At 58.4% G+C, this 21,635-nt stretch carries 22 protein-coding genes, 1 pseudogene and 1 riboswitch; of the genes and pseudogenes, 5 read left to right on the forward strand and 18 right to left on the reverse strand.

What is annotated here, in order from left to right; translation table 11 throughout:
• Window position 1: 1 nt before the first annotated feature.
• The 13 genes and pseudogenes from thiD to JNB88_RS08275 form a co-directional block, all read right to left on the reverse strand.
• Window positions 2-814, reverse strand: coding sequence for a bifunctional hydroxymethylpyrimidine kinase/phosphomethylpyrimidine kinase (gene thiD / locus JNB88_RS08215; RefSeq protein WP_220355020.1), 813 nt, complete (start codon window positions 812-814; stop codon window positions 2-4).
• Window positions 811-1,446 carry a thiamine phosphate synthase gene (gene thiE / locus JNB88_RS08220; protein WP_220355021.1) on the reverse strand — a complete coding sequence of 212 codons (636 nt, stop codon included), beginning with the start codon at window positions 1,444-1,446 and terminating at the stop codon, window positions 811-813. Before thiE ends, thiD begins: the two co-directional genes overlap by 4 nt.
• Window positions 1,443-2,246, reverse strand: a complete 804-nt coding sequence (thiM, locus tag JNB88_RS08225; RefSeq protein ID WP_220355022.1) for a hydroxyethylthiazole kinase — start codon at window positions 2,244-2,246, stop codon at window positions 1,443-1,445. The genes thiE and thiM overlap by 4 nt, the downstream gene beginning before the upstream one ends.
• A 49-nt stretch (window positions 2,247-2,295) precedes the next feature.
• A riboswitch (TPP riboswitch) is annotated at window positions 2,296-2,392 on the reverse strand.
• Window positions 2,393-2,491: 99 nt separating this feature from the next.
• The gene (locus tag JNB88_RS08230) at window positions 2,492-3,259 is read right to left on the reverse strand and encodes a DUF6030 family protein (protein WP_420832173.1); all 768 of its coding nucleotides are present in this window, start codon (window positions 3,257-3,259) and stop codon (window positions 2,492-2,494) included.
• Window positions 3,260-3,525: 266 nt separating this feature from the next.
• Window positions 3,526-3,846 carry a hypothetical protein gene (locus JNB88_RS08235; protein ID WP_220355024.1) on the reverse strand — a complete coding sequence of 107 codons (321 nt, stop codon included), beginning with the start codon at window positions 3,844-3,846 and terminating at the stop codon, window positions 3,526-3,528.
• A gap of 244 nt (window positions 3,847-4,090) precedes the next feature.
• Window positions 4,091-4,267, reverse strand: a pseudogene (locus JNB88_RS08240) (helix-turn-helix domain-containing protein); the annotation flags it as partial.
• An 83-nt stretch (window positions 4,268-4,350) separates the two neighbouring features.
• Window positions 4,351-5,334, reverse strand: coding sequence for a sugar kinase (locus JNB88_RS08245; RefSeq protein WP_220355025.1), 984 nt, complete (start codon window positions 5,332-5,334; stop codon window positions 4,351-4,353).
• Window positions 5,334-6,149 carry a carbohydrate ABC transporter permease gene (locus JNB88_RS08250; RefSeq protein WP_037135985.1) on the reverse strand — a complete coding sequence of 272 codons (816 nt, stop codon included), beginning with the start codon at window positions 6,147-6,149 and terminating at the stop codon, window positions 5,334-5,336. Before JNB88_RS08250 ends, JNB88_RS08245 begins: the two co-directional genes overlap by 1 nt.
• Window positions 6,149-7,090 (reverse strand): carbohydrate ABC transporter permease, encoded by a 942-nt coding sequence (locus JNB88_RS08255; RefSeq protein WP_220355026.1) that lies wholly within the window; start codon window positions 7,088-7,090, stop codon window positions 6,149-6,151. Before JNB88_RS08255 ends, JNB88_RS08250 begins: the two co-directional genes overlap by 1 nt.
• Window positions 7,090-8,421 carry an ABC transporter substrate-binding protein gene (locus tag JNB88_RS08260; RefSeq protein ID WP_220355027.1) on the reverse strand — a complete coding sequence of 444 codons (1,332 nt, stop codon included), beginning with the start codon at window positions 8,419-8,421 and terminating at the stop codon, window positions 7,090-7,092. Before JNB88_RS08260 ends, JNB88_RS08255 begins: the two co-directional genes overlap by 1 nt.
• A gap of 52 nt (window positions 8,422-8,473) precedes the next feature.
• Window positions 8,474-9,151, reverse strand: a complete 678-nt coding sequence (locus JNB88_RS08265; protein WP_220355028.1) for a GntR family transcriptional regulator — start codon at window positions 9,149-9,151, stop codon at window positions 8,474-8,476.
• A 5-nt stretch (window positions 9,152-9,156) separates the two neighbouring features.
• Window positions 9,157-10,041: a dihydrodipicolinate synthase family protein gene (locus JNB88_RS08270; protein ID WP_220355029.1), complete on the reverse strand. Its 885-nt coding sequence runs from the start codon at window positions 10,039-10,041 to the stop codon at window positions 9,157-9,159.
• Between the two features lie 133 nt (window positions 10,042-10,174).
• Window positions 10,175-10,636, reverse strand: a complete 462-nt coding sequence (locus tag JNB88_RS08275) for an Lrp/AsnC family transcriptional regulator (RefSeq protein WP_037135991.1) — start codon at window positions 10,634-10,636, stop codon at window positions 10,175-10,177.
• 129 nt (window positions 10,637-10,765) lie between these two features.
• Between JNB88_RS08275 and putA the strand changes: the two genes are divergently transcribed.
• Window positions 10,766-14,476 (forward strand): trifunctional transcriptional regulator/proline dehydrogenase/L-glutamate gamma-semialdehyde dehydrogenase, encoded by a 3,711-nt coding sequence (gene putA / locus JNB88_RS08280; RefSeq protein WP_220355030.1) that lies wholly within the window; start codon window positions 10,766-10,768, stop codon window positions 14,474-14,476.
• 394 nt (window positions 14,477-14,870) lie between these two features.
• Here the strand turns inward: putA and JNB88_RS08285 are convergent, their stop codons facing one another.
• Window positions 14,871-15,212, reverse strand: a complete 342-nt coding sequence (locus tag JNB88_RS08285) for a hypothetical protein (protein ID WP_223217113.1) — start codon at window positions 15,210-15,212, stop codon at window positions 14,871-14,873.
• A gap of 488 nt (window positions 15,213-15,700) precedes the next feature.
• Window positions 15,701-16,192: a hypothetical protein gene (locus JNB88_RS08290; RefSeq protein WP_037135994.1), complete on the reverse strand. Its 492-nt coding sequence runs from the start codon at window positions 16,190-16,192 to the stop codon at window positions 15,701-15,703.
• Between the two features lie 391 nt (window positions 16,193-16,583).
• On the opposite strand from JNB88_RS08290, the gene JNB88_RS34560 reads away from it, so the two are divergent.
• From JNB88_RS34560 to JNB88_RS08305, 3 genes are all read left to right on the forward strand, one after another.
• Window positions 16,584-17,000, forward strand: a complete 417-nt coding sequence (locus tag JNB88_RS34560) for a hypothetical protein (protein ID WP_220355031.1) — start codon at window positions 16,584-16,586, stop codon at window positions 16,998-17,000.
• Window positions 17,001-17,105: 105 nt separating this feature from the next.
• A complete protein-coding gene (locus JNB88_RS08300) occupies window positions 17,106-17,771 on the forward strand; it encodes a L,D-transpeptidase (RefSeq protein WP_220355032.1) in 666 nt (221 codons plus the stop codon).
• A gap of 13 nt (window positions 17,772-17,784) precedes the next feature.
• Window positions 17,785-18,321 (forward strand): OmpA family protein, encoded by a 537-nt coding sequence (locus tag JNB88_RS08305; RefSeq protein WP_220355033.1) that lies wholly within the window; start codon window positions 17,785-17,787, stop codon window positions 18,319-18,321.
• A gap of 145 nt (window positions 18,322-18,466) precedes the next feature.
• Here the strand turns inward: JNB88_RS08305 and JNB88_RS08310 are convergent, their stop codons facing one another.
• Both JNB88_RS08310 and JNB88_RS08315 read right to left on the reverse strand, forming a co-directional pair.
• Entirely contained in the window at window positions 18,467-18,955 is a 489-nt protein-coding gene (locus JNB88_RS08310; protein ID WP_220355034.1) for an SRPBCC family protein, read from the reverse strand.
• Window positions 18,930-19,286 (reverse strand): ArsR/SmtB family transcription factor, encoded by a 357-nt coding sequence (locus tag JNB88_RS08315; protein WP_220355035.1) that lies wholly within the window; start codon window positions 19,284-19,286, stop codon window positions 18,930-18,932. The genes JNB88_RS08310 and JNB88_RS08315 overlap by 26 nt, the downstream gene beginning before the upstream one ends.
• A gap of 141 nt (window positions 19,287-19,427) precedes the next feature.
• Between JNB88_RS08315 and JNB88_RS08320 the strand changes: the two genes are divergently transcribed.
• Window positions 19,428-20,069, forward strand: coding sequence for a dihydrofolate reductase family protein (locus tag JNB88_RS08320; RefSeq protein ID WP_220355036.1), 642 nt, complete (start codon window positions 19,428-19,430; stop codon window positions 20,067-20,069).
• 171 nt (window positions 20,070-20,240) lie between these two features.
• Here the strand turns inward: JNB88_RS08320 and JNB88_RS08325 are convergent, their stop codons facing one another.
• Window positions 20,241-21,209 (reverse strand): Lnb N-terminal periplasmic domain-containing protein, encoded by a 969-nt coding sequence (locus JNB88_RS08325; RefSeq protein WP_223217124.1) that lies wholly within the window; start codon window positions 21,207-21,209, stop codon window positions 20,241-20,243.
• Window positions 21,210-21,635 lie beyond the last annotated feature (426 nt).

A 21,635-nucleotide genomic window follows, 5' to 3' on the forward strand; every position in this document is an offset into this window, starting at 1 on the left:
GCTAGACCGATCGTTCTGACCAGAGTGCATGGAAATGATGGACGGGGCCATGACCGGACCCGACCCTCAGTCCACTGGCATGGGCAACCGCGCCGGCAAGATAGGCCTTTGCACGGGTAACAGCCTCCTCAAGAGACGCCCCTTTTGCCAGTTCCGCAGCAAGCGCGCTCGAAAGCGTGCACCCCGTTCCATGTGTGTTTGCGGTCGGAACCCGCTTGGCATCGAACCATGTCACACCCGAAACTGTCGCCAGCACATCCGGGCTCTCAACGCCTCCAAGGTGTCCTCCCTTCACGAGCACGGCCACCGGCCCGAATCCGCGTAGGCGGTCGGCCTGATCCGCCATTTGGCCTCGGCTTTCGGCAGCTTCTTCTTTCAGCAGTGCGGCAGCCTCGGGCAGGTTCGGTGTCAAAAGCGTCGCGAGGGGCAAAAGGCGCCGGGTCAGTACGTCGACCGCTGAAACGTCGAGAAGGGCCGCTCCACCCTTTGCAACCATTACCGGATCAAGAACGATTGGAACATCTTGGTGGGGCGCAAGGGCGTCGGCGACAGCATCGGCGATCTCGGCCGTCGCGATCATACCGATCTTGACTGCATCCACCTTAACGTCGGCAAAGACAGCCCTGATCTGATCCGCAACGAAGCGGGCTGGTACGAGGTGAACACCGGAAACACCCTGCGTGTTCTGGACGGTCAAGGCGGTCAGCACTGCCATGCCATAAACACCGCGCGCGGAAAGCGCTTTGAGATCGGCTTGGACGCCGGCTCCGCCTGAAGGATCGGAACCTGCAATCGACAGCACATTGCGGATCATGCTCTTGCCTTTCCAATGCTCTCAGTGATCTCACGGGCTGCACCGCAGGGATTGCGTGTGCCACAAATGGCCGAGACAACGGCAAGGCCCTGTGCGCCCGCAGCAAAGACGTCTCGCGCGTGGCGGGCGTTCAAACCGCCAATTGCGACTGACGGCACCGGGCAAGCCCGTACCAACCGCGCAAGCCCCTCAAACCCCAGCGCGGGCTTGTGGTCTGGCTTGGTTGGTGTCGCAAAAACCGGCCCCAAGCCGGCATAGTCGACGATCAACGGATCGATTGCGGCGGCCAATGCCTCGGTCTCGGCCGAGAGGCCAAGGATCATGTCAGGCCCGATCAACCGTCGCGCCGTGACCGGATTTATGTCGTCCTGACCGATATGCAGTCCGTCAGCGTCGATAGCGATCGCCGCCTCCACGTCGTCATTGACGATAAGGCGCGCGCCGGTACCCGACAGCGCCCCCTTGATGGCGCGCCCGGTCTCAATCATCCGTGCTGTGTCGGCAAGCTTGTCGCGCAACTGCACAACAGTCGCCCCACCGGCAACCGCGGCCTGCGCCGTCTCGACCATGCCGAACGCGGCACAGAGACCCGGGTCGAGGACGAGGTATAAGGACAGATCGAGCCTGTTCATGCCGCGAAAACCTTCGCCTGATGATCGAGAGAAGCGACATCGAGTGCGGCAAGAGCATCGAGGAACCGCCAGGAAAACGAACCCGGACCATCGGCCCTGCTGGCCGCCGTCTCCCCGGCAACAGCAAACGTTGCAAGTGCTGCAACCGTTGCTTCAAAGGGCATTTCAGGTCGGACGGCTGCAAAGGCACCGACCACGCAGGTCAGCGAGCAGCCAAGCGCGGTGACCTGCGGCATCCACGCAGAACCTCCCGCGATGCGAGCTGCGCGCAATCCGTCGGTCACGAAATCCACGACGCCGGTTACCGCAACAATCGCTCCATGTGCTCTAGCGATCAACCGAGCGGACTCTTCCGCTTGCTCAACGCCATCGTGGCTATCGACACCCCGCCCACGACTGCTGCCACCTGCAAGCGCGATGATCTCGGAGGCATTGCCGCGAATGACGGTCGGACCGAGTTCCAGCAAACGGTCAACGGCTGCACGACGAAAGCCTGTAGCGTAGTGGGCGACCGGATCGAGAACCCAAGGTTTGCCGCACTCCCTGGCAGCGCTGGCAGCAGCTTCCATACCGCGCATCCAGCCCGACGAGAGCGTACCGATATTGATTGTAAGGGCGCCAGCTATCGCGGCAAACTCACCGGCCTCCTCCTCAGCGTGCACCATGGCAGGAGACGCGCCGACAGCAAGGAGCACATTGGCAGCGATGTTCATCGCAACGAAGTTGGTGATGCAATGGACCAACGGTGGTTGCGAGCGCAATTCGCGCAACAGCAATCCTGGCGAGATTTGATCTTCCATTGCGTGCCTTTCAGCTGGAGAAGAAAGGCGCGGGGACCGTTGCGGGCTGCGCAAGTCCCGAGCGACTCCCTCCGCCGGCATTATCCGGTTCAGGTTCAAAGGGTTCTTCTCAGCCCACCTTCCGGCGGGCGCCCCTGTCTCTCATCGGCTTCTTGTGACAGAGAAGAATGCCCCTGTCACCCATAAAATCGGCACCGCTAGCGGACGAGACCTTCCGCAACACCCTCATACTGGGAAGGTCACTCTCACGGCGTTTCCACTTGAAGCACAGGACGTCTCCGCGTGTAGTTAGGATTGGCCATCCATCTCTCCTTGGAGAAATAAGCTTTCGTACGAGACTGCTCGTTGGAATTCTGGGAAAGGACCAGGGCAAAATCGTAGCTCTTTTCCTGGCTCAGTGTCCGTGTGAACTCGAAAGCTGCACCGAAGCGCTCCGATCGGACATCCATAAGCTTCTGGATCGGGACCAGCGTGTCCTGGAAGTCTCCCCATTTTGCTTGGCTGACGAGAACATTGAAGATGCGCATGACGGACGGATCGAGGCTTCCCTGATCATCTGTTGTGGGCCCAACAATTCTGCCACTGATCTCAAGAACCTCACCCCACGCGTTGCCGCGAACGCGCAGGAAGGTCGAGCGTAGAGGACGAATCTCGTCACGTTCGTAGATGCGTTGAAAGTAGCATTCACAACTCACACTGCGCATGGAAGCGGCGCGCCACTCTGTCGCCTCGATACCGGCGTCTCGAAACGCTGCACAGACTTGGGGTCCAGAGATCCGCCACGTGCGCATGAACTGGCTGGTCAGCTCAGGCATTGGGGCCTCGAAAAGGCGTGCGAGATTGAACTCTATTGATCGTGGGCCAACATCCTCGGCAATTGCATCGCCAGGCGGCTGAGAGGAGAGGGCCTCATTGTGGTAAACCGGATAAGTCTTGTCTGTGACGGGATAATACCAATAGCCTGCGCTCCACAGTGCAAAGGCACCGACAATGGGGACGCAGCAGAATACCACGAGCCTTATGATCCAGAATGGCGGGACGGTTGTTCGACTTCCTGAAGGAAGGTTCCCCAAATCCAATACCGTCGCAAGCGTTAATTCACGGTCGCTAACATAACAGTGGTCTAAGGCGTTTGGAAGTGATTGGTCCGCGAACTGCAGAACGTAGTTAGCCTATAGCAAGCGCCGATCTTGAGGCCCGGAATCAACTCGCTGGTGGTAGCCTGGGCATGAATGAACGGGAGCGGACCCAACCGGAACCGCGCAAACCCGCATCACGACTACCTCTTCTTTGTCTCAGATACGCTTTCACAGATTGAGAGCATCCTGTTGATCTGCTCGCACAAAACGAGGAATGCAGCGGCCACGAGTTCGTCGGGAGTATCTTCCATCTCACTGATCAGCGTCTCAATATCCCTCAACGTACGAGATGCCATGGGTGTATCGGCTCCACTAGTGTCAAGCGCATGTTTCAGCTCATGGATGCAGTTGATCCCGCGAGCGACCAACCCCTTCCGCTCCTCGAGCGTCAACAGGTGAATTTGATTTACCGCGCGAGCGAGTTCCGAGACAAAATCCGATGTTACCGAGATGTTTGACATGCTTCGGCCTACCTTCCAAAAGTGACCGCCGGTTACTCGTATTAAATATAGAATTTCCCCTATTGTTGGCGAGCTGACCATTCGGTTGATTGAGGTATTAGACACGTACGGCCGAAACCGACTTCGGCTTAGGCCGTACGAGTTTAGGTCTCGGAGGACTGGGAAGGCTCCGAAACCATTCCGGGATAATGGACGAAAATTCGTCTTAATGTAGTATTCCACAATTGCCGCATATTGCAACTCGCTAATGCATAGGGCTCGCTACACGGTTCCTGAAAGTAACCGGTGAAGCGCCTATGATCCGTTTGAATGCTCCACTAAACGAAGCCTCTGAATCATAGCCCAGGCGCTCGGCGATTGCGGCAACGCGCTGCCCTTCTCTTAGCCATTGATGAGCCTGATGCATTCGCATTCGCCTAACCCTTTGCCTCCCTCAGCGGGCGGTGGCGAACCATCGGTTGAGCGGTGCACCATGACCGTTCCAAGGCCGCTTGCCCCTGAACGCTATCTCGATCTCACAGCTGCGCTAACATCGACCGCCTTGGCAGGCCAAGCGAGGAGGGCACTCTCGAGCTCCCCTCGATCGGGCGCCCCGATGCGCCCGCCAAATATCTGGCATTTGATTGCGGCCGCCATTGACGAGAGACGCATCACATCGTCGATCGCCATGCCTTCGGCGAGTGTCAGTAAGAAGGTTCCATGAAAGATATCGCCCGCCGCCAATGTATCCACGGCTTTGACGCGCGGCGCCTCGAGGTGTCGGATAGTGGCCCTGTCGTCATCAAACCAGTAGGACCCTTTTTCTCCAAGCGTCACACTGACAAAGGCATGGCCGAACCGCTGCTTCAAAAGCCGGACCATCTCTATGGGATTGACGCTGCCCGCCAGGCGCTCGGCGGCTGGTTGAGAAAAGACGATGTGACTGGCTGCAGGTGCCAGCATTTCGATTACGCCGTCCGGCGCGACGTCACCATCAAGAACTGCTGGTTTGCCTGCTTCACGCGCCGCAATCAAAGTCTGCCGAGCAAGCTCCGGCCATCGAACGTCGACGAGGGCTGCATCGAAAGCCGAAACATCCACGCTCGAAACCGCTTCCGTCAGCTCATGCAGCCGTGGATCATAAAAGGGGACAATGAGGCGCTCGCCATTGTCGTCGATCAGGATCGTCGATACCGCCGAGCGAGCGCCCGTGACACACCTCATACCGACCGTATCGATACCCGCAGCAGATAGATCGTCGACGATGCGCTTTCCGATCTCGTCGTCCCCAACAGCTCCCCAGAGACTGACCTCCCCGCCAAGTCTGGCAACTGCAAAGGCGGCACTCGAGGCCATGCCCTCCGCGATCTGCAGCATCTCATACGGCAGGACTTTGCCCTGACCCGTCGGCATGATCCGTACCCTGAAAAGCGTGTCGAGGACCGCTGCTCCCACGCACAGGACGTGGCGCCGCCGTGTCGACTGCTCTTTCGCAACGTCCCCTTGCATCACTTCACGGCACCTGCCGTCAGACCGGCAACGATCTGGCGCTGAGCAAAGACAGTGAGAACCAGGACTGGCAGGGTTACGATCAGGGCCGCAGCGGCCAACGGTCCCCAACTGACCTGTTCGAACGACAGCATGTTGTAGACCGCGACGGGCAGCGTGCGCGTTTCACGGCTTGCAAGGACAATGCCGAAGACGAAGTTGTTCCAGGAAAAAATCACCGACAGGATGAATGCCACGACAATGCCCGGCCTTGCGATCGGAAGCGCCACAAGGCGGAAGACCTGCCAGGGCGTCGCTCCATCAATGCTTGCTGCTTCCTCGAGTTCCATAGGCGTTGTTTCAAAATAACCGATCATGATCCAGACCACGATCGGAACGGTGACCACCAGATGAATGATGATCTGGGGCCAAAGTGTGCCCAGCAAATTCAACCACTGGAACAGCAGGAAGAGCGGTATCAGGAAGGAGAGGCCGGGCGTCATGCGGGCAATCATGATGACGACAGCCGATTTCTCGGCCTTAAGACGAGCGATGCCGTAGCCGGCGGGAACCCCGATCACAAGCGCCAGGAGCGTTGCCGCGCCAGTGACCAGAACCGAATTCCACAGGTAGAGGAAGAAGTTGTTTTCCTCGAAAACCTTGAGGTAATTGGTCCAGGCGAAGCGCTCCGGAATAAAGATCGGCGGATAGGCGCCGTTGTCGATCTCGTACTTCAGGGATAATGAGATCATCCACAGGAAGAAGAGGATGACTGGCGAGACCATGACCAGGGCGACGAAAAGGAGCCCGATGCGATCGATTGCCTTGCGCTTCATTAACCTGCCCCCCCATCGGACCAGTTGGCACGCTGCTTCACCATCAGGAGGACGAAGGAGAGTGCCACGATGAGAATGAAGAAGATGACGGCCATCGCCGAACCATAGCCAATGTCATAGTAAGAGAAGGCTGTGTTGTAGAGATAAATGTTGATCGTTTCGGATGCCGTGCCCGGTCCGCCCTGTGTCATCGCGTAGATGATGTCGAAGCTCTTGACCGCGTCGATGCTGCGTATGATGACAGCAATCATCAGAAACGGCGCGATCATCGGCAGGGTGAGGTAACGGAACTTCTGCCATACGTTGGCGCCGTCTATTTCCGCACTCTCGTACGGTTCGCGTGGCACTGCCGCCAGACCGCCGAGCACGATCAGCATGACCAGCGGTGTCCATTGCCAGGTTTCAACGAGCACAAGTGACGGAATGACGCTCGTCTGATTGTAGATCCATTCCTGCGGGCCTATTCCGATATAAGAGAGAAGATAGTTCAAAACACCAAGCTGTGGATGGAACATCATTGTCCAGACAAGCGCGATGGCGACAGGCGTCGCCATCATCGGCATCACGAATATTCCGCGCAGTATTCCGCGCAAGGGAAATTGCGCATCAAAGATGAGCGCAGCCAGTGTCCCCAGGAATAGGGGGGCTGCGACCGACAAGGTCGTATAGAGCACGGTATGCCACAACGAATCCCAGAAGCGCATGTCCGTCGCCAAGCGGAGGTAATTGTCCAACCCGGCAAAGACCTGTGCCTGCCCGAGTGTCCAGCTGTTGACGCTCATCCAGAGGGTAAAGACCCATGGAAAGACGATAACAGCCGCCACGACGACCAGGGCGGGAATGACGAACGGCCAGTAGTTGGGAGCAAACCGACCCGGTTTGCTCCCCTGCTTTGCCTTGGCTTTGACCGCGGTTGCGGTTTCCATGCTCACTGAGGCCATTATCCCTCGCTTCGTGCCAGAACCGGCTCGAACTGAGTTGTGGCAGTCTTCAGCTCTGAGGCTGGATCGGCGCCACCGATCATGTTGGTGAGACCAACCCCATAAATATCACGGAACTCCGTGACCGGAATGATGATCGGCAAGGCAAGTTGCGACACTTTCGCCGAACCTGCGACGGCATCGAGCCAGGCAGCCGGCATCTTGACGCCCTCACGAACCTTCTGGTCTTCGAGCACGGACTGACGGAACGGAACACCGGCACCGGCCTGAAGCAGGCGCGCACCCATGTCATGGGAGATTGCCCACTGGCAGAAGAGGTATGCGGCCTCCTTCTTCTGGCTCGCAGCCACAACACCGAGGCCATCTCCGGTTGTCGCCGCTGCCTGCGCCTTTGGGCCCTTCGGCATGATGCCATAACCGACCTGGCCAACCACACGCGATTTTTCGGGGTTCTCGATCGGAGGAGCGAAGCCGACACCATCAAGCCACATGCCGATCTTGCCCTGCAGGAAGGCCGACTGCGCTTCTGCCCAGTTGAAGCCGGAAACGCCGGGAGGTGCTGCCTTGGTCATCAGGCGCTGGTAGAGCTTGGCGGCCTCAACGGCCTCGTCCGAATTGGTGCGGAGTTTGCCGTCAGGGCCAAGCGGGCTAGATCCGTAGCCAAGCAGCAGTGTCGTCCAAACCGGCGTGTTGGCGTTCTTTAGACCGCGAGCAACGAAACCGTAGGTATTGGTCGAGGGATCGGTCAGCGCCTCGGCCGCACTCACCAACTCATCAAAGGAGGTTGGATAGGAAAGTCCCTTCTTCTCGAAGAGCGCCTTGTTCCAGTAGACGATCCAGTAGTCGACCGAGAAGGGCAGGGACCTCAAAACGCCGTCAGAATCCTTGGCAAAGGTCATGCCGGCTTCGGCAAAATCACTCTCGACCAGTGATGGATCCGTCAGTGATGGATCCTTGAGGAACCCACTGATATCGGCAAGCCAGCCCCCCTTCTCAAACTGTCGCTTCTGGACGTGATAGCTCATGTGCACCACGTCGAAGCTCGGCTTGCCTGAGCTCAATTCGATGGTGGTTTTTTGCCGCTGCTGCTGCTCGGGCGTGGCCTCCGCATTGACCTTGATCCCGGTCAGTTCTTCAAACTCGGGAAGATACTTGATGAGCGTTTCGCTGCGTGGGCTCTTGACCAAATTGACCTCGAGCGTGGTCCCAGCAAACCGCTTCCAGTCAACGGCGGCCGCTGCCGGACGGATGCCGATCAGCCCGCTCGCGCCAAGAGCCGCGGTACCGGCGAGAAAGCCGCGTCGGGTCGGATTTAAGAATGATGATGGCATGTAACTCCTCCTCTTGTTGCCGCCGATCTCCTCATCGCCGGCTTGTTGTCAACTAGATCCTAAGTGCGCGATCCCTCGCGTGATTGATGTGGGCGGCAAGGTTGGTAACAGCGTCCTGCGCTGATCTTCTCTCGATCGCCTCCAAGACCTTCAGGTGTTCTCCCATGACCGGGCCGACTCGCCCGTCGATGCGAAAGCGCTCCTGGCTAATCAAGCGCATCTTGATTGAGTTGACGCGATACGCGTTCGAGATGATGGTATTACCAAGGGCGTCAATAAAAGCGTCATGCATACCCCAGTCCACGGCCTGCGCGCGCACTTCCAGCTCGTGAGAGCCGTCGCCGTTCAGGATGGCATCGGCAATGTCGCAATGCTGCTTGATGAGTCCCGCCACCGTCTCATCGGATGCAGATTGGGTGAAGAGTGCGACGGCCTCCTTTTCCAGAAAGAGCCGAAGCTGGAAGGCTTCCCGAATGAGGTTCAGGTCGATATGAGCGATCTGCAGACCCCGCTGCGGAACTGTCTTGATCAATCCTTCGGCCTCAAGACGCGGGATAAGTTCGCGGATCGCTGCAAGCGTCAATCCGGTCAACTCTACGAGACGTCGCTGGGAGACGAATTGACCCGGACGTACGTCACGAGCCAGCAGGTGGCGCGTGAAGCTTTCATACGCCTTTTCCCGCAGCGTCGGCTGCTCGTCCATCCCGTCCATTGCCTCCCCCTCGTACATGACGCCTATGCTGCTTTGGAGCGGAAAAGCGCATCGAAGGCAAGAGCAAGCTGCGCCTGTCCCTCCGCGGAAATCGAAACGAGCGGCGGCCGAACAGAAAGCCACACGTCCTCACCAGTAAGGCGAGCAACCATGACCTTGACGGCCGCGGTCACCGGATACTTCAAAAGCTCGGCGACAAAGTCCTCGACGCGAACATCATCCATGCCTTCTTCCGCCATTACCTTGACTTCGGCAGGCAGGAAATTCGCCATTCCGGAAATCGCGCCCTGACCACCGAGGCGCACGCCTTTTGCGAGATGGCGCTCATCGCCGATCAGAATGGCGATATCGCCATGTTCCTTTAGAAGCCCTTCAGTAAACGGCCAGTCGCCAGAGGAATCCTTGATGCCAGTGACGACCGAAGGAAATGCAGCACGCAGGCGCCCGATCAGCGATACTGTCAGCGGCACCATCGTCACGGAGGGGATATTGTAGACAATGACATCGCGAGCCTTGTCACCAAGGATGGCAAACACGGCGGAAAACCATGTGAAAAGACCGTCGTCGCTGACATTCTTGAAGTAGGAAGGAGGCGCAAGCAGGATGTTCCGCACACCTTTGGAAAGGGCATAGCCGGCCTGCGCAGCCGCGTCCTCGGCCGCGTCTACCAAGACACCCACAACGATTTGATGGGGCGCAATCCCCGTATCGAGGAACTGGTTGATGATCCGTTCGCGCTCTAGCGTGCCGATCGACGACCCTTCCCCGGTGGTGCCGAAGAGCGTGACGCTTTTGCATCCCGCAGTCAGGCTTCGCTTGGCCTGCGCGATCATGACATCGATGGCGATTTCGCCCTTGCCATCGAATGGTGTGGTCAGCGCAACAGAAAGCCCGAACTTCTCACTCAAAATCAATCCTCCCAAATCAATAGGTCAGACGTAGCAGACTAACATGTTAGTTGTAAATAGGTAATATGCCAGAGACCCAGCAGGGATTGCGAGCCACGGGGTCGGCCCGTTAGCCGACTACGATTGCGTCCAGTCAGGCACCGTTTTCCTTGACAGCTTCCATGGCAACAAACGTCGAAGTGCTGGCCACGAAAGGAAGCGTCGATATTTTCTCACCGAGGACCAGACGGTAGTTGGCAATGTCGGACGTGCGAATCTTCAAAAGGTAGTCGAAGGCCCCAGCGATCATATGGCACTCTTCAACCTCCTGCAGCTTTCGCGCAGCTATGTTGAAGGCCTTGAGCGCATGCTCCCGAGTGTCGGACAGCTTCACTTCCGTAAAGGCCACATGATTCCTGCCAAGCTTCTTTACATCGACGATAGCGCGGAAGCCTAAGATATAGCCATCTTCGACCAATCGCTTTAGTCTCACCTGGCAGGGCGTGTTGGACAGACCGACCTTCTTCGCAAGGTCGGTAATGGACATGCGACCGTCCGCGACAAGAGCCTCGATGATCCTGTAATCGAACTGGTCAATTTCCCTGCCGTTTGCCATGATACCGATGATATCCTCTTCGTCATTGGCCTATATTAGTCAAATAGCCACCGTCATGGCCATTATCAAGAGAAATTACCTCAATAGATCTGCTATGTTCTGCAATCATCCTGACCCGGAGCAAGAGACATGACGATCACCAACGACGCGGTGGCGAACGAAACCACCAATGAATCACACAGCGCCCTAAATCCATTCGAAGGTTTCGCGCCGGCGGTTCGCCCGCAGAGTGATCTGCGTCGCGCAATAACCGCGGCTTACCGCACACCTGAGACGGTATGTGTCCCGCGCCTTGTCGATGCGGCGTCAGTTCCGGACAAGGTCAGGCTCGGCGCAACGGCAACCGCCCGCAAGCTCATCGAGGCGCTGCGCGCCAAGCACAGGGGGACAGGCGTCGAGGGGCTCGTCCATGAATATTCGCTTTCGAGCCAGGAAGGCGTTGCACTGATGTGTCTCGCCGAAGCGCTGCTGAGGATTCCCGATACCGCGACCCGTGACGCGCTGATCCGCGACAAGATTGCAGAAGGTGATTGGAAGGCACATCTCGGTGGTGGCCGTTCGCTCTTCGTCAACGCAGCCACCTGGGGACTGGTGGTAACCGGCAAGCTCACGTCGACCGTTAATGATCGCAGTCTGTCAGCAGCTCTGACGCGGCTGATTGCGCGCTGCGGCGAACCAGTCATCAGGCGCGGCGTCGATATGGCAATGCGCATGATGGGTGAGCAATTTGTCACCGGCGAAACGATTGACGAGGCATTGCAGCGGGCCAAGCCCCTGGAACAGCGAGGCTTCCGCTATTCCTACGACATGCTCGGCGAGGCGGCGACCACGGGCGCGGATGCCGAACGCTACTACAGGGACTACGAAACGGCGATCCACGCGATTGGCAAGGCTTCGGACCGGCGCGGCATTTACGAAGGTCCGGGTATCTCGATCAAGCTCTCCGCGTTGCATCCGCGGTATTCACGAGCCCAGAGTGCACGTGTCATGAGCGAGCTGCTGCCGAAGGTAAAGGCGCTGGCGCTCATCGCCAAGTCCTATGACATCGGCCTCAACATCGACGCGGAGGAGGCCGACCGGCTGGAGTTGTCGCTTGATATCCTCGAAACGCTTTGCCTGGATGAGGATCTTGGCGGCTGGAACGGCATGGGCTTCGTTGTCCAGGCCTACGGCAAGCGCTGCCCCTTCGTACTCGACTTCATCATCGACCTTGCTCGCCGTGCCGGCCGGCGGATCATGGTGCGCCTGGTCAAGGGCGCCTACTGGGATGCAGAAATCAAGCGCGCGCAGCTTGATGGCCTGGAGGACTTCCCCGTCTTTACCCGCAAGATCTACACCGACGTGTCCTATATTGCTTGCGCAAAAAAGCTGCTTGCCGCCACGGACGCGGTCTTCCCGCAGTTTGCGACCCACAACGCGCAGACGCTCGCCACCATCTACCACATGGCCGGCAGCGACTATCATGTCGGAAAATACGAGTTTCAATGCCTGCACGGCATGGGTGAACCACTATACGACGAGGTTGTCGGTCGGCAGAACCTCAACCGACCGTGCCGCATCTATGCGCCTGTTGGCACCCACGAAACCTTGCTCGCCTACCTTGTCAGGCGCCTTCTCGAAAACGGCGCCAACTCGTCCTTCGTCAACCGGATTGCCGACCCGACCGTCTCGGTCGACGAGCTCGTCGCCGATCCTGTCGAAATCGTCGCGAAGATGCCGGTACCCGGTCAAAAGCACGACAAGATCGCGCTCCCTGCCGAACTCTATGGCCAACGGCAAAATTCCGCCGGCCTCGACGTCTCCAACGAAGAGTCTCTGCAGGCGCTGACGGAGACGTTGAAGGCGAGTGCAACGATGTCATGGACAGCAGCTCCAACCGGTCAGACCAAGACTGGAGCGGGCTCGCGCCAGGTACTTAACCCCGCCGACAACCGGGATGCGGTCGGCATTGTGCGCGAGGCTACCGCGGAGGAAGCGGCCGCCGCGGCAGCGACCGCGCTAAAAGCTGCACCCTCATGGGCAACAGTCGCTCCCGCTGAACGGTCAGCGTTGCTCGATCGGGCCGCAGACATCATGCAGGCAAGGATGGAGACGCTGTTGGGCCTGATCATCCGCGAGGCCGGAAAATCTCTGCTCAACGCTGTGGCCGAGGTACGCGAGGCGATCGACTTCCTGCGCTACTACGCCGAGCAAGCCCGCCGCACACTCGGCCCGTCGCACGCGCCACTTGGACCAGTCGTCTGCATCAGCCCCTGGAACTTCCCGCTAGCCATCTTCACCGGGCAGGTCGCCGCAGCACTGGTCGCCGGCAATCCCGTTCTTGCCAAACCCGCCGAAGAAACACCCCTGATCGCGGCTGAAGCGGTTAGCATCCTGCATGATGCCGGCGTTCCCGCCGACGTTGTCCAGCTGTTGCCCGGCGACGGCAGGGTAGGGGCGGCACTCGTGGCAGCACCACAGACCGCCGCCGTCATGTTTACCGGCTCGACCGAAGTTGCTCGGATCATTCAGACCGAACTGGCAAAGCGTCTCTCAAAGGATGGCAAGCCGATACCGCTGGTCGCGGAGACCGGCGGCCAGAATGCCATGATTGTCGATTCGTCTGCGCTTGCCGAACAGGTCGTCGGCGACGTGATCGCATCTGCTTTCGATAGTGCCGGACAGCGATGCTCGGCACTTCGCATTCTCTGCCTGCAGGAAGATGTGGCCGACCGCACCCTGACAATGCTGAAGGGTGCATTGCGCGAGCTGTCGATCGCCAACACCAACCGACTGGCTTCTGACATTGGTCCGGTGATCACCTCCGAAGCAAAGGACATCATCGAGGCGCACGTTGCCGCGATGGGCCGCGCCGGTAGCGCCATCGAACGTGTCGAATTGCCGGATGCGACCAAATTGGGAACTTTCGTCGCGCCGACCATTATCGAAATCAACAAAATCTCAGAACTGAAGCGCGAAGTCTTCGGGCCTGTTCTGCACGTGATCAAGTGGCGACGCCAGGATCTTGGTCGTCTCATCGACGAGATCAACGCCACAGGCTACGGACTGACATTCGGTCTCCATACACGCCTTGACGAGACCATCGCCAATGTGACCGCCCAGGTGAGGGCCGGCAACCTCTACGTAAATCGCAACGTGATCGGCGCAGTTGTCGGCGTGCAGCCCTTTGGAGGGCGCGGCCTCTCGGGCACAGGTCCGAAGGCCGGAGGCCCGCTTTACCTCGGACGGCTCGTAACAACGCCGCCAATCCCACCGCAGCACAGCTCCGTCTACAGCGATCCCGCTCTATCGGACTTTGCGAAGTGGCTGGACCAGCAGGGGCTTGCAGACAACGCCGAAATGGCGCGGCATCTCGGCAGTCAGTCGGCTCTCGGCCTCCAGGTCGAACTGGCCGGCCCGGTCGGCGAACGCAATCTCTACGCGCTGCATGCCCGTGGGACGATCCTGTGCGCCCCACACTCCGTGACCGGCCTGCTTCACCAACTGTCGGCGGTTCTTGCAACTGGCAATCGCGCTGCTATCGAAGGCGACGACAGTCTGCGAAAGAAGTTGAGCGGGCTGCCGACCAGTGTTGCACAGCGTATCTCTTGGCTGGATCAATCCCCCGGGACGGAACCGATGGCGGGCGCCCTCATCGAAGGAGAAGGAGATCGCGTCTCCGCCATTCTTGAAAAGATCGCAGCGATGCCCGGTCCACTGCTGCTGACGCAGTCGGCTTCAACGGCTGAGCTCGAACGCAATCCGGACGCCTATTGCCTCAACTGGCTTCTGGAAGAGGTCTCGACATCTATCAACACCGCTGCAGCCGGTGGTAACGCAAGCCTGATGTCGATCGGGTAGGGCAATACCACTGCCCAACAGCAGTTGGCCGACTACTCCTGAGCCGCATGCGACCATGCGGCTCAGAGTTCATTGATCCTGGCTCCACGTGTTCACGATCCGTTTGCGACCGAACTATTGGGGCAACCGCTGCCGCTCGCCCAGCGCTGCAATGGCGTGGTAGAGTTGCGGGGTTGGGATCGACCGATGCTTGATCCGCCGAAGGAGAAAGTCAGATGAACCGAATTCGTCGCCTCGCACTGACTGCCGCCCTGAGCAGCCTGCTGACGATCGCAGCCAGCTGCACAACTCAGACTTCGCAGCGGGATGGAAGTCTTCCATTAAATTCAGCTTGTGCGCTTGGTTTCAACAATGACCGCCCTTGCAGCTACTGAGAGCTGACAGCCCGACACGTTCAAGCAGATTTAAGATACCGTGGGCTTCCAGCCAAGATGAGAGCCTGCGTCACCGGAATACTGTTTGAAGCCATCAGCAGCAAACTAAGGGCTACCGCGCGCGGAACCGCCTGCTCGCCCGCCGCCCATCTTCGGCTGGTAAGTTGATCAACACCAAAAAGCTCTTCCACGGTGCTGGCCGTCAAACCCATGACTGCCAGCGCCGCCCTGTACTCCGACGGGGTCATTTTAGTGCGTTCCCCGCGCGATTCACGCGCGTATTCTTTCGTTGACGCGGACTTTATTTTCTTATTAGGAAAGGGATGTTCACTCCGCGCCTTTTTAAGGCCAATTTGCGCCACGCAAGCTAATCTCATGGTTCGTTCTAGAGCGTCCAGTCGGGCGAATGACCGAAACGATCCCGGAACGACGCCAACACCGCCAGCGCGCAGACCTGGCGCACCCCCCACAATTGTCGACGGTCGGCTGCAACCTGCAACAGAAATCCGCTGCAAACCTAATCCGCCGGCCCAGTTACATCGTTGATGCGGTTATCAAGAAAGGTGGTATGTAAAGGATCCACTGCTACGTTGAAGAAGATCTCTCACTCGAAGATGAAACTCGGCCTGAATCAATCGGCACGGCTGACGGACGGTCGCCGCGAGAAGGTTTTCCGCCCGCATCTCGGCGCTGAAAACCCACCCGCACCTATTGGAGCATACCGCACCATCTGCCACTCCATTGATTGAAGTGACAGATGATTTAGCACCACTCGCGAGACTGTTGCCCCATCAGCAACGAACGATCGCAACGTGTTAGCCGTTATCCCGTCTGGGCGCACCGACCAATATCACTGTGCAGCCTGGCAGGCCCTCAACGCCTTGAAAGCGGCATCGGTGCCAGCCAGCTTGACAACGACTGGAGAGCCTCCCTGTGGCGTAATTGTCACCGCGTTCTTTTTGGCGAGATCATAGATAAAGTCCGCGTTGGTGACCCACGCGAATGCTCCTCTATAACCATCCATGACCTGGCCCTTGGCTTCTCCCTTAAATTGCTCGCCATCGACATCGAACAGAACCTGAAGCTTCTCGCCTGCGGTGACTTTGGCGTCAGCCTTCGTGTAGAGGGCCATGTAGCCTCGCATTGCACCTGTTGCATCGATGCCCATCTGAATCTGTGTACCGTCAGCATTTGCCTTGGTGATCAAGCATCCAGGCCCCATGTCTGGCTTGACCATAATGTCCCATCCAGCCTCCGAGCCGAATTTCGTCTGCGCCATAGCTTGAGGCGCAACCAGCGCCGAAGAAAATAATGCAATTCCGACTACGATCGCGCGTCTCATAGCTGTCTCCTTCAGATTTTCAGGGAACATAAAGCTAAGCGCGGACGATGTTTCAAAAGTGCAGTAGCCTATGTGCAATCAGAACAACCGCTTGAACACGAGCCCGCAGCCAGAACAAAAACACGCAACTACGGCTTTATAGTGGAGAGCGATTCACGACCTGGATGGACCTACGACGCCACCTTATGCCGCTCGTATTCAACAACCGTATCAGCTTGGACGCAGACCCTGTTACGGACTTTTTCGCTAGCACGCAGCACACCGCCGAGCCGCGTATTCTCGGCGATCACCGCACGCCCCAAATTGGTCCTTGTCGAACACCGAATGGGCAAAAAATGCCACTTCCAGCTTATATCCTGACGACCATATCAATTACTCGCGCGACAGCCCAATGCCGGCATCCGACTTCAAGCCGCACGTCGGCGAACGCGATACCCAATCGGTCGCGCTCGGCAAAGCCCTCGGTCGCCAAGGGCGGCCCAAAGTCCGTATAGCGTTCGCGAACAAGCGTCACCACATCATCCCAAGCACCGTCGCTGATCCGGTTATTGGCGGCCGGCCGATCGCCTTGTACCGGCTCGACGCCGCACTGTCACTGCACATCCGCTGCAAAGACGGCGGACTTGGCGGTCGCTCAGATGAAGCACACACGTCGCAGAGATCTCGATCCGCTGAAGACTGCGCGCTCATCGCTAACAATCCCATCCGCAACGACACGCGTCATCGAGCGGATGCAGTGACGTCGGTCGTTGGTGCCGCGGCCAGTGCTCGCCTATTTGCAGGCAAAGCGCAAACGACAAGCTACTAGCGGCATATCCGTGTATGAACAGGATAATCTACAATTTAATCTTGTCGGTTACGAAAAATCTGCTTTACATGAGGGCTTCGCTGCTTGGCTTTCGAGGGGATGCCGATGGGGTGGACGCGCAGGGAAATTATGCTCGGTAGCTTGGCTTCGGTCGGCACGTTGGCGGTGCAGAAGCCGGGTTTTGCTGCAGCGTCCTCCTATTTTTCCGGCACGACCGTCGACAATGGCGTAACATTCCGAAGCACGAACTTTGCCAAGATCGACAGGAAGTGGCACCGCCAGGTTGTCAAATATTTCAGCAGCGAGCCAATTGGCACCGTTGTCGTCGATACGACGCACCATTTTCTCTACCTAATCATGGAGAACAAGACGGCCATTCGCTATGGCGTCGGTGTTGGCCGCGAGGGCTTCAAATGGTATGGCCGGGCCACGATCGACCAGAAAGCACTTTGGCCGCGCTGGACACCACCGCCAGAGATGCGCCAGCGCCACCCGGAGCTACCGGAATCGGTTGACGGCGGATCTCCGAAGAACCCACTTGGCCCGCGCGCCATGTACTTGCTCCGCGACGGTGTCGATACCGGCTATCGTTTCCACGGCACTCTGGAGCCAGGCAGCATCGGCAAGGATGCCTCCAGCGGCTGCATTCGCATGTTCAACGAAGATGCAATCGATCTCTATCAGCGGTGCCCAATCGGCACGGCGGTACAAGTACTGCCCCATATTGCGGATCAGGCTCAAAATGCCGCCCAAGCAACCCCAGTCGAGTGAGGAAAATTCCTTGATGTCTGTTTTGACTAGATATTCGAGGTCGCTCGCTGCTGCGGCGATGCTCCTGACGCTGGTCGCCTGCAGCACCACTGATATAGCTGAGGTTGAGGAACCCGCCGCCCCGCCGATGACCGGGCAAACCAACGATCCGGCGCCTGGCTTCGAGAACGTCGCGGCCGGCACCGAAGAGGACTTTATTCTGAACGTCGGTCGCCGGACCTACTTTGCGCAGGATTCGGCCACGCTCGACTCCGTCGCCAAAGCAACGTTGGATAAGCAGGCAATCTGGCTCAACAGCAATCCGCAGTGGCTGGTCAAGCTCCAGGGATTTGCCGACGATTCAGGATCCGCCTCCGCAATGACGTCGCTATCGCAGCGGCGCGCCGATGCGGTTATGAGCTATCTCGTCTCGAAGGGCGTGGATCCTAGTCGCGTATGGGCCAAGGGCTACGGCAATGATCGCGAAGTCCGTGATTGCACGAGTCGCTCCTGCAAGGTGCAGAACCGACGCGTTGTCTCCAATCTGCGAACCCAGCGCGACTCGGTCTGACTGAAATCCTACCGGTCGATCGTCGCCATACATCGATCTCGGGTGACGAAATCGCATCCGGATAGATCCGGACCGCATTGGTCACGCCCTCGCGAACGCGAACCAATGAAGCGGACTACGTCACAGGTGAGCGACACGCCAACGCTCAGCGGTCCAGCCAGGCCGCAAGGCCATCCAGGGTTTGCAGTCCGTATTCGACTGCGCCAAAGCCGATGACGGTCCGACGCCGTTCTGGGCTGGGGTGGAGCTGACGCAAGGTCAGCACTGTTTTTCCGTCGGCCTGCTCATCGAAAGTCACCGTGACGCGAAATCGGTCGGGGTCGTCCGGATCGGGCGTGCCATAATCCATCACGATCCGCTCGTTCGGCACGACCTTAAGAAAGCGCATAAGGTTCGGGAAGCGCTGCTCCTGGCCCTCGAACACACCCACCATGTCGAACCGCCAGAGCCCACCCTCACGGATATCAGCCTCATGGCTCTCGATCCTAAGACCGGCTGGACCGTACCATTCGGCAAGCGCCCTGGGGTCCATCCAGGCAGCAAAGACCTTTTCGCGCGGGTGATCGAGCAGCTTCACCAGCACAATTTCTCGATCAAGCGACCAGGTGTCAAACAGGGTTGCCGTGGTCTTCATCATCCGCTCCCGCTTTGTCCAGGTACAGCTCCAGCCGATCCAATCGGTCGGTCCAGCGCCTCCGCTCCGCTATCATCCAGTCCGCCGCCTCGTCAAAGCGCGCCTGTACCAACCGGCACCAGCGGCTACGTCCACGCTTCTCGCTGGCGATCAGTCCGCAGTCTTCAAGCACCTTGAGATGTTGGGCGAAGGAGGGCAGCGCCATGTCGAATGGCTCGGCCAGAACGCTGACCGGCACCTCGCCGTCAGCAAGCCGTGACACGACCGCACGACGGGTCGGATCGCTTAGTGCGTGAAAGGCAAGGTCGAGAGGGGTCGAATGATAGGGCATGCGAATTGTTAAGACGCATTGGGGCGACGGTCAAGGACAATAAGGCACTTGCCTTAGTGTGACAATCATTTATAAAGGCACCTACCTTAGTATCGACCCCTGGCTGGACAGCCAGGTACAACCCCTCGCAAGGAGAGCTCCATGGCTGTTCGCGTCGATCTCATGATCTCACTCGATGGTTTCGCGACAACGACCGATCAAACGCCCGAAGTCCCGTTCGGGGAGGACTGGCCGCGCCTAGTCGGCGCATATGTGGGAACGCGAACTTTCCGTGAGCGCGTGCTCAAGGATACTAGTGGAGCCGGAACCACCGGCGTGGATGACGACTACGCGAGGCAATACTTCGCCGACGTGGGCGCCGAGATTATGGGGGCGGGCATGTTCGGGCTCCACAATTTCCCAAACGATCCGAACTGGCGTGGTTGGTGGGGCGATGAGCCGCCGTTCCGTGTTCCGGTCTTCGTTCTCACACACAAGCCTCGCCCCTCCATCGAGATGGCTGGTGGCACCACTTTCCATTTCCTCAATCCCACTCCAGTTGATGCGCTCCAGCAGGCTGTTGCGGTGGCGAACGGCAGAGATGTGCGGATCGGCGGCGGGCCAACTGTCGTTCGTGACTTTCTAAGAGCAGGTTTTGTAGATCGCCTTCATGTAGCAATTGCGCCAATCCTGCTCGGTCGCGGCGTGCGCTTATGGGATGATCTGCGCGGCTTGGAGGCGGGTTACGAAGTCAAATCTGAAACGGCACCGAGTGGCACCATCCATCTTACCTTCCATCGCTAACCGCGGGCCAGAAACTTGGGCGATCATACTTAGCTGCGGTCCAAGAAGCACGACTCTCGAGCTGAGAGTTTCACCTCACTAGCCAACCTGCGTCGCCGCCAAAGTGAAGCCACTCTCCTGTCGGAGCGTCTGCAGCTTCCGAGCGAAATCAAAACAGCGGCCGTCGTTCGCTTATTGTGGAAACGCCGGCGCCGGCGAATGTACGCCGACGCGTATCGACTTTGAGAAGTCCGGCGACAGTGCGTCGACCCGCGCCCGCTGGTCGATATGAGCGGCGGCCCTAAGTTCAGCGAGCGACGCTGACGTATCCAAAGCCCCATGATCGTAAGCGTAGTCCGGGAGATAGCCATTGACGATGAGGCGCCAATCGAATGGAACCGTGGCTCCAACCACACGCATCATTTTAACGACCGTCGTTGTGCAGTTGCTCGTGAGTGAGTTGTAGAACACCGGCGTCGCGGCAAGGGCGTTGGCGTCGGCAACATACTCGCGAAGGAGCGCACGCGCCTGTTCCGGTGACGCTTTCAGACGGTAGATTTGGACGTCTTCGCCACGGACGTTTGAACGGACGCCGACCACGTCCCGTTCGTCTGCTGCGATAATCACCAAAGGATTGCTTTTGAACAAATCGGCGACGGGCGAGAATGCACCGCCAACCCGGCGACGCACTTCGATTGACCAGGCAAGCTGCTCGCCACCTTCAAAACCGAAGCTGAAAATTACGTGGGCAATTGTTGGTCCAGCCCAATACGACATGAAAAGGTCGACCGTCTGGAGCTTGCTCATATGATAGGAGCGCGTGGTCCATCGCTCCAAGAAGTCAGTATTGCTATGCCAATCGAAGTCCCGCACATTTGTTAGTGTCAGGAGGTCGCCGTTAAATTCACCTGTGACCTGTCGAGCGACATCGGGTGCCCACGATGCGTTCTCGGCGGGCTTGATCGTGTTCCACCAGATCAGAACCAGTGCGAGCGCCGCTGCGAATATGACGATGGCTTTGAAGCGCCACCGGCCAAACAATGAAATGATTGCGAACACCCCAAGTAGAGCGAATAGCCCGGCAGCAAAGCCCCTGGCGAACTCGGTGGCGGGAAGGCGGTACCACAAAGCGAGTGAGGCCCAAGCAGCGGCTAAGACCATGAGGATTGTGAGGAGAAAAGCGAGAAACGCCCACCCGATACGACGCAATTCAAGCTCCATCCGTCCGCTGCTGGTCACGCTCGCCCCTCGCTGCCAACCCCATCGCCAATCTCCGCCTCATCAAAAAAGGGAGCGTGACATTCTTACTTTGCGGAGTCAGGACATTCTAACTTTGGAGAGAGAAGCTAACCCGGGTGCATTTATGCAATTTTTAAGAGGATAGGGGATCGCCTATCCTCGCGCAAATGCGGCACAAAAACCTCGGGCGGTATCTTCTGACCCAATTGTCCCATCACTAAATAGAAAAGATTTCCTCGCTAATCGATCGCCTGGAGACCGCAGGATCGGATTTTCGGTTGGCCGTAATTCCATGGCGTGAGGTTGCCGATCGTGCGGCATTGCGCCCAGGTCTCCGATCGGCTGCTT

It is taken from the genome of Rhizobium cauense (assembly GCF_019511525.1).
GTDB lineage: Bacteria > Pseudomonadota > Alphaproteobacteria > Rhizobiales > Rhizobiaceae > Rhizobium > Rhizobium cauense.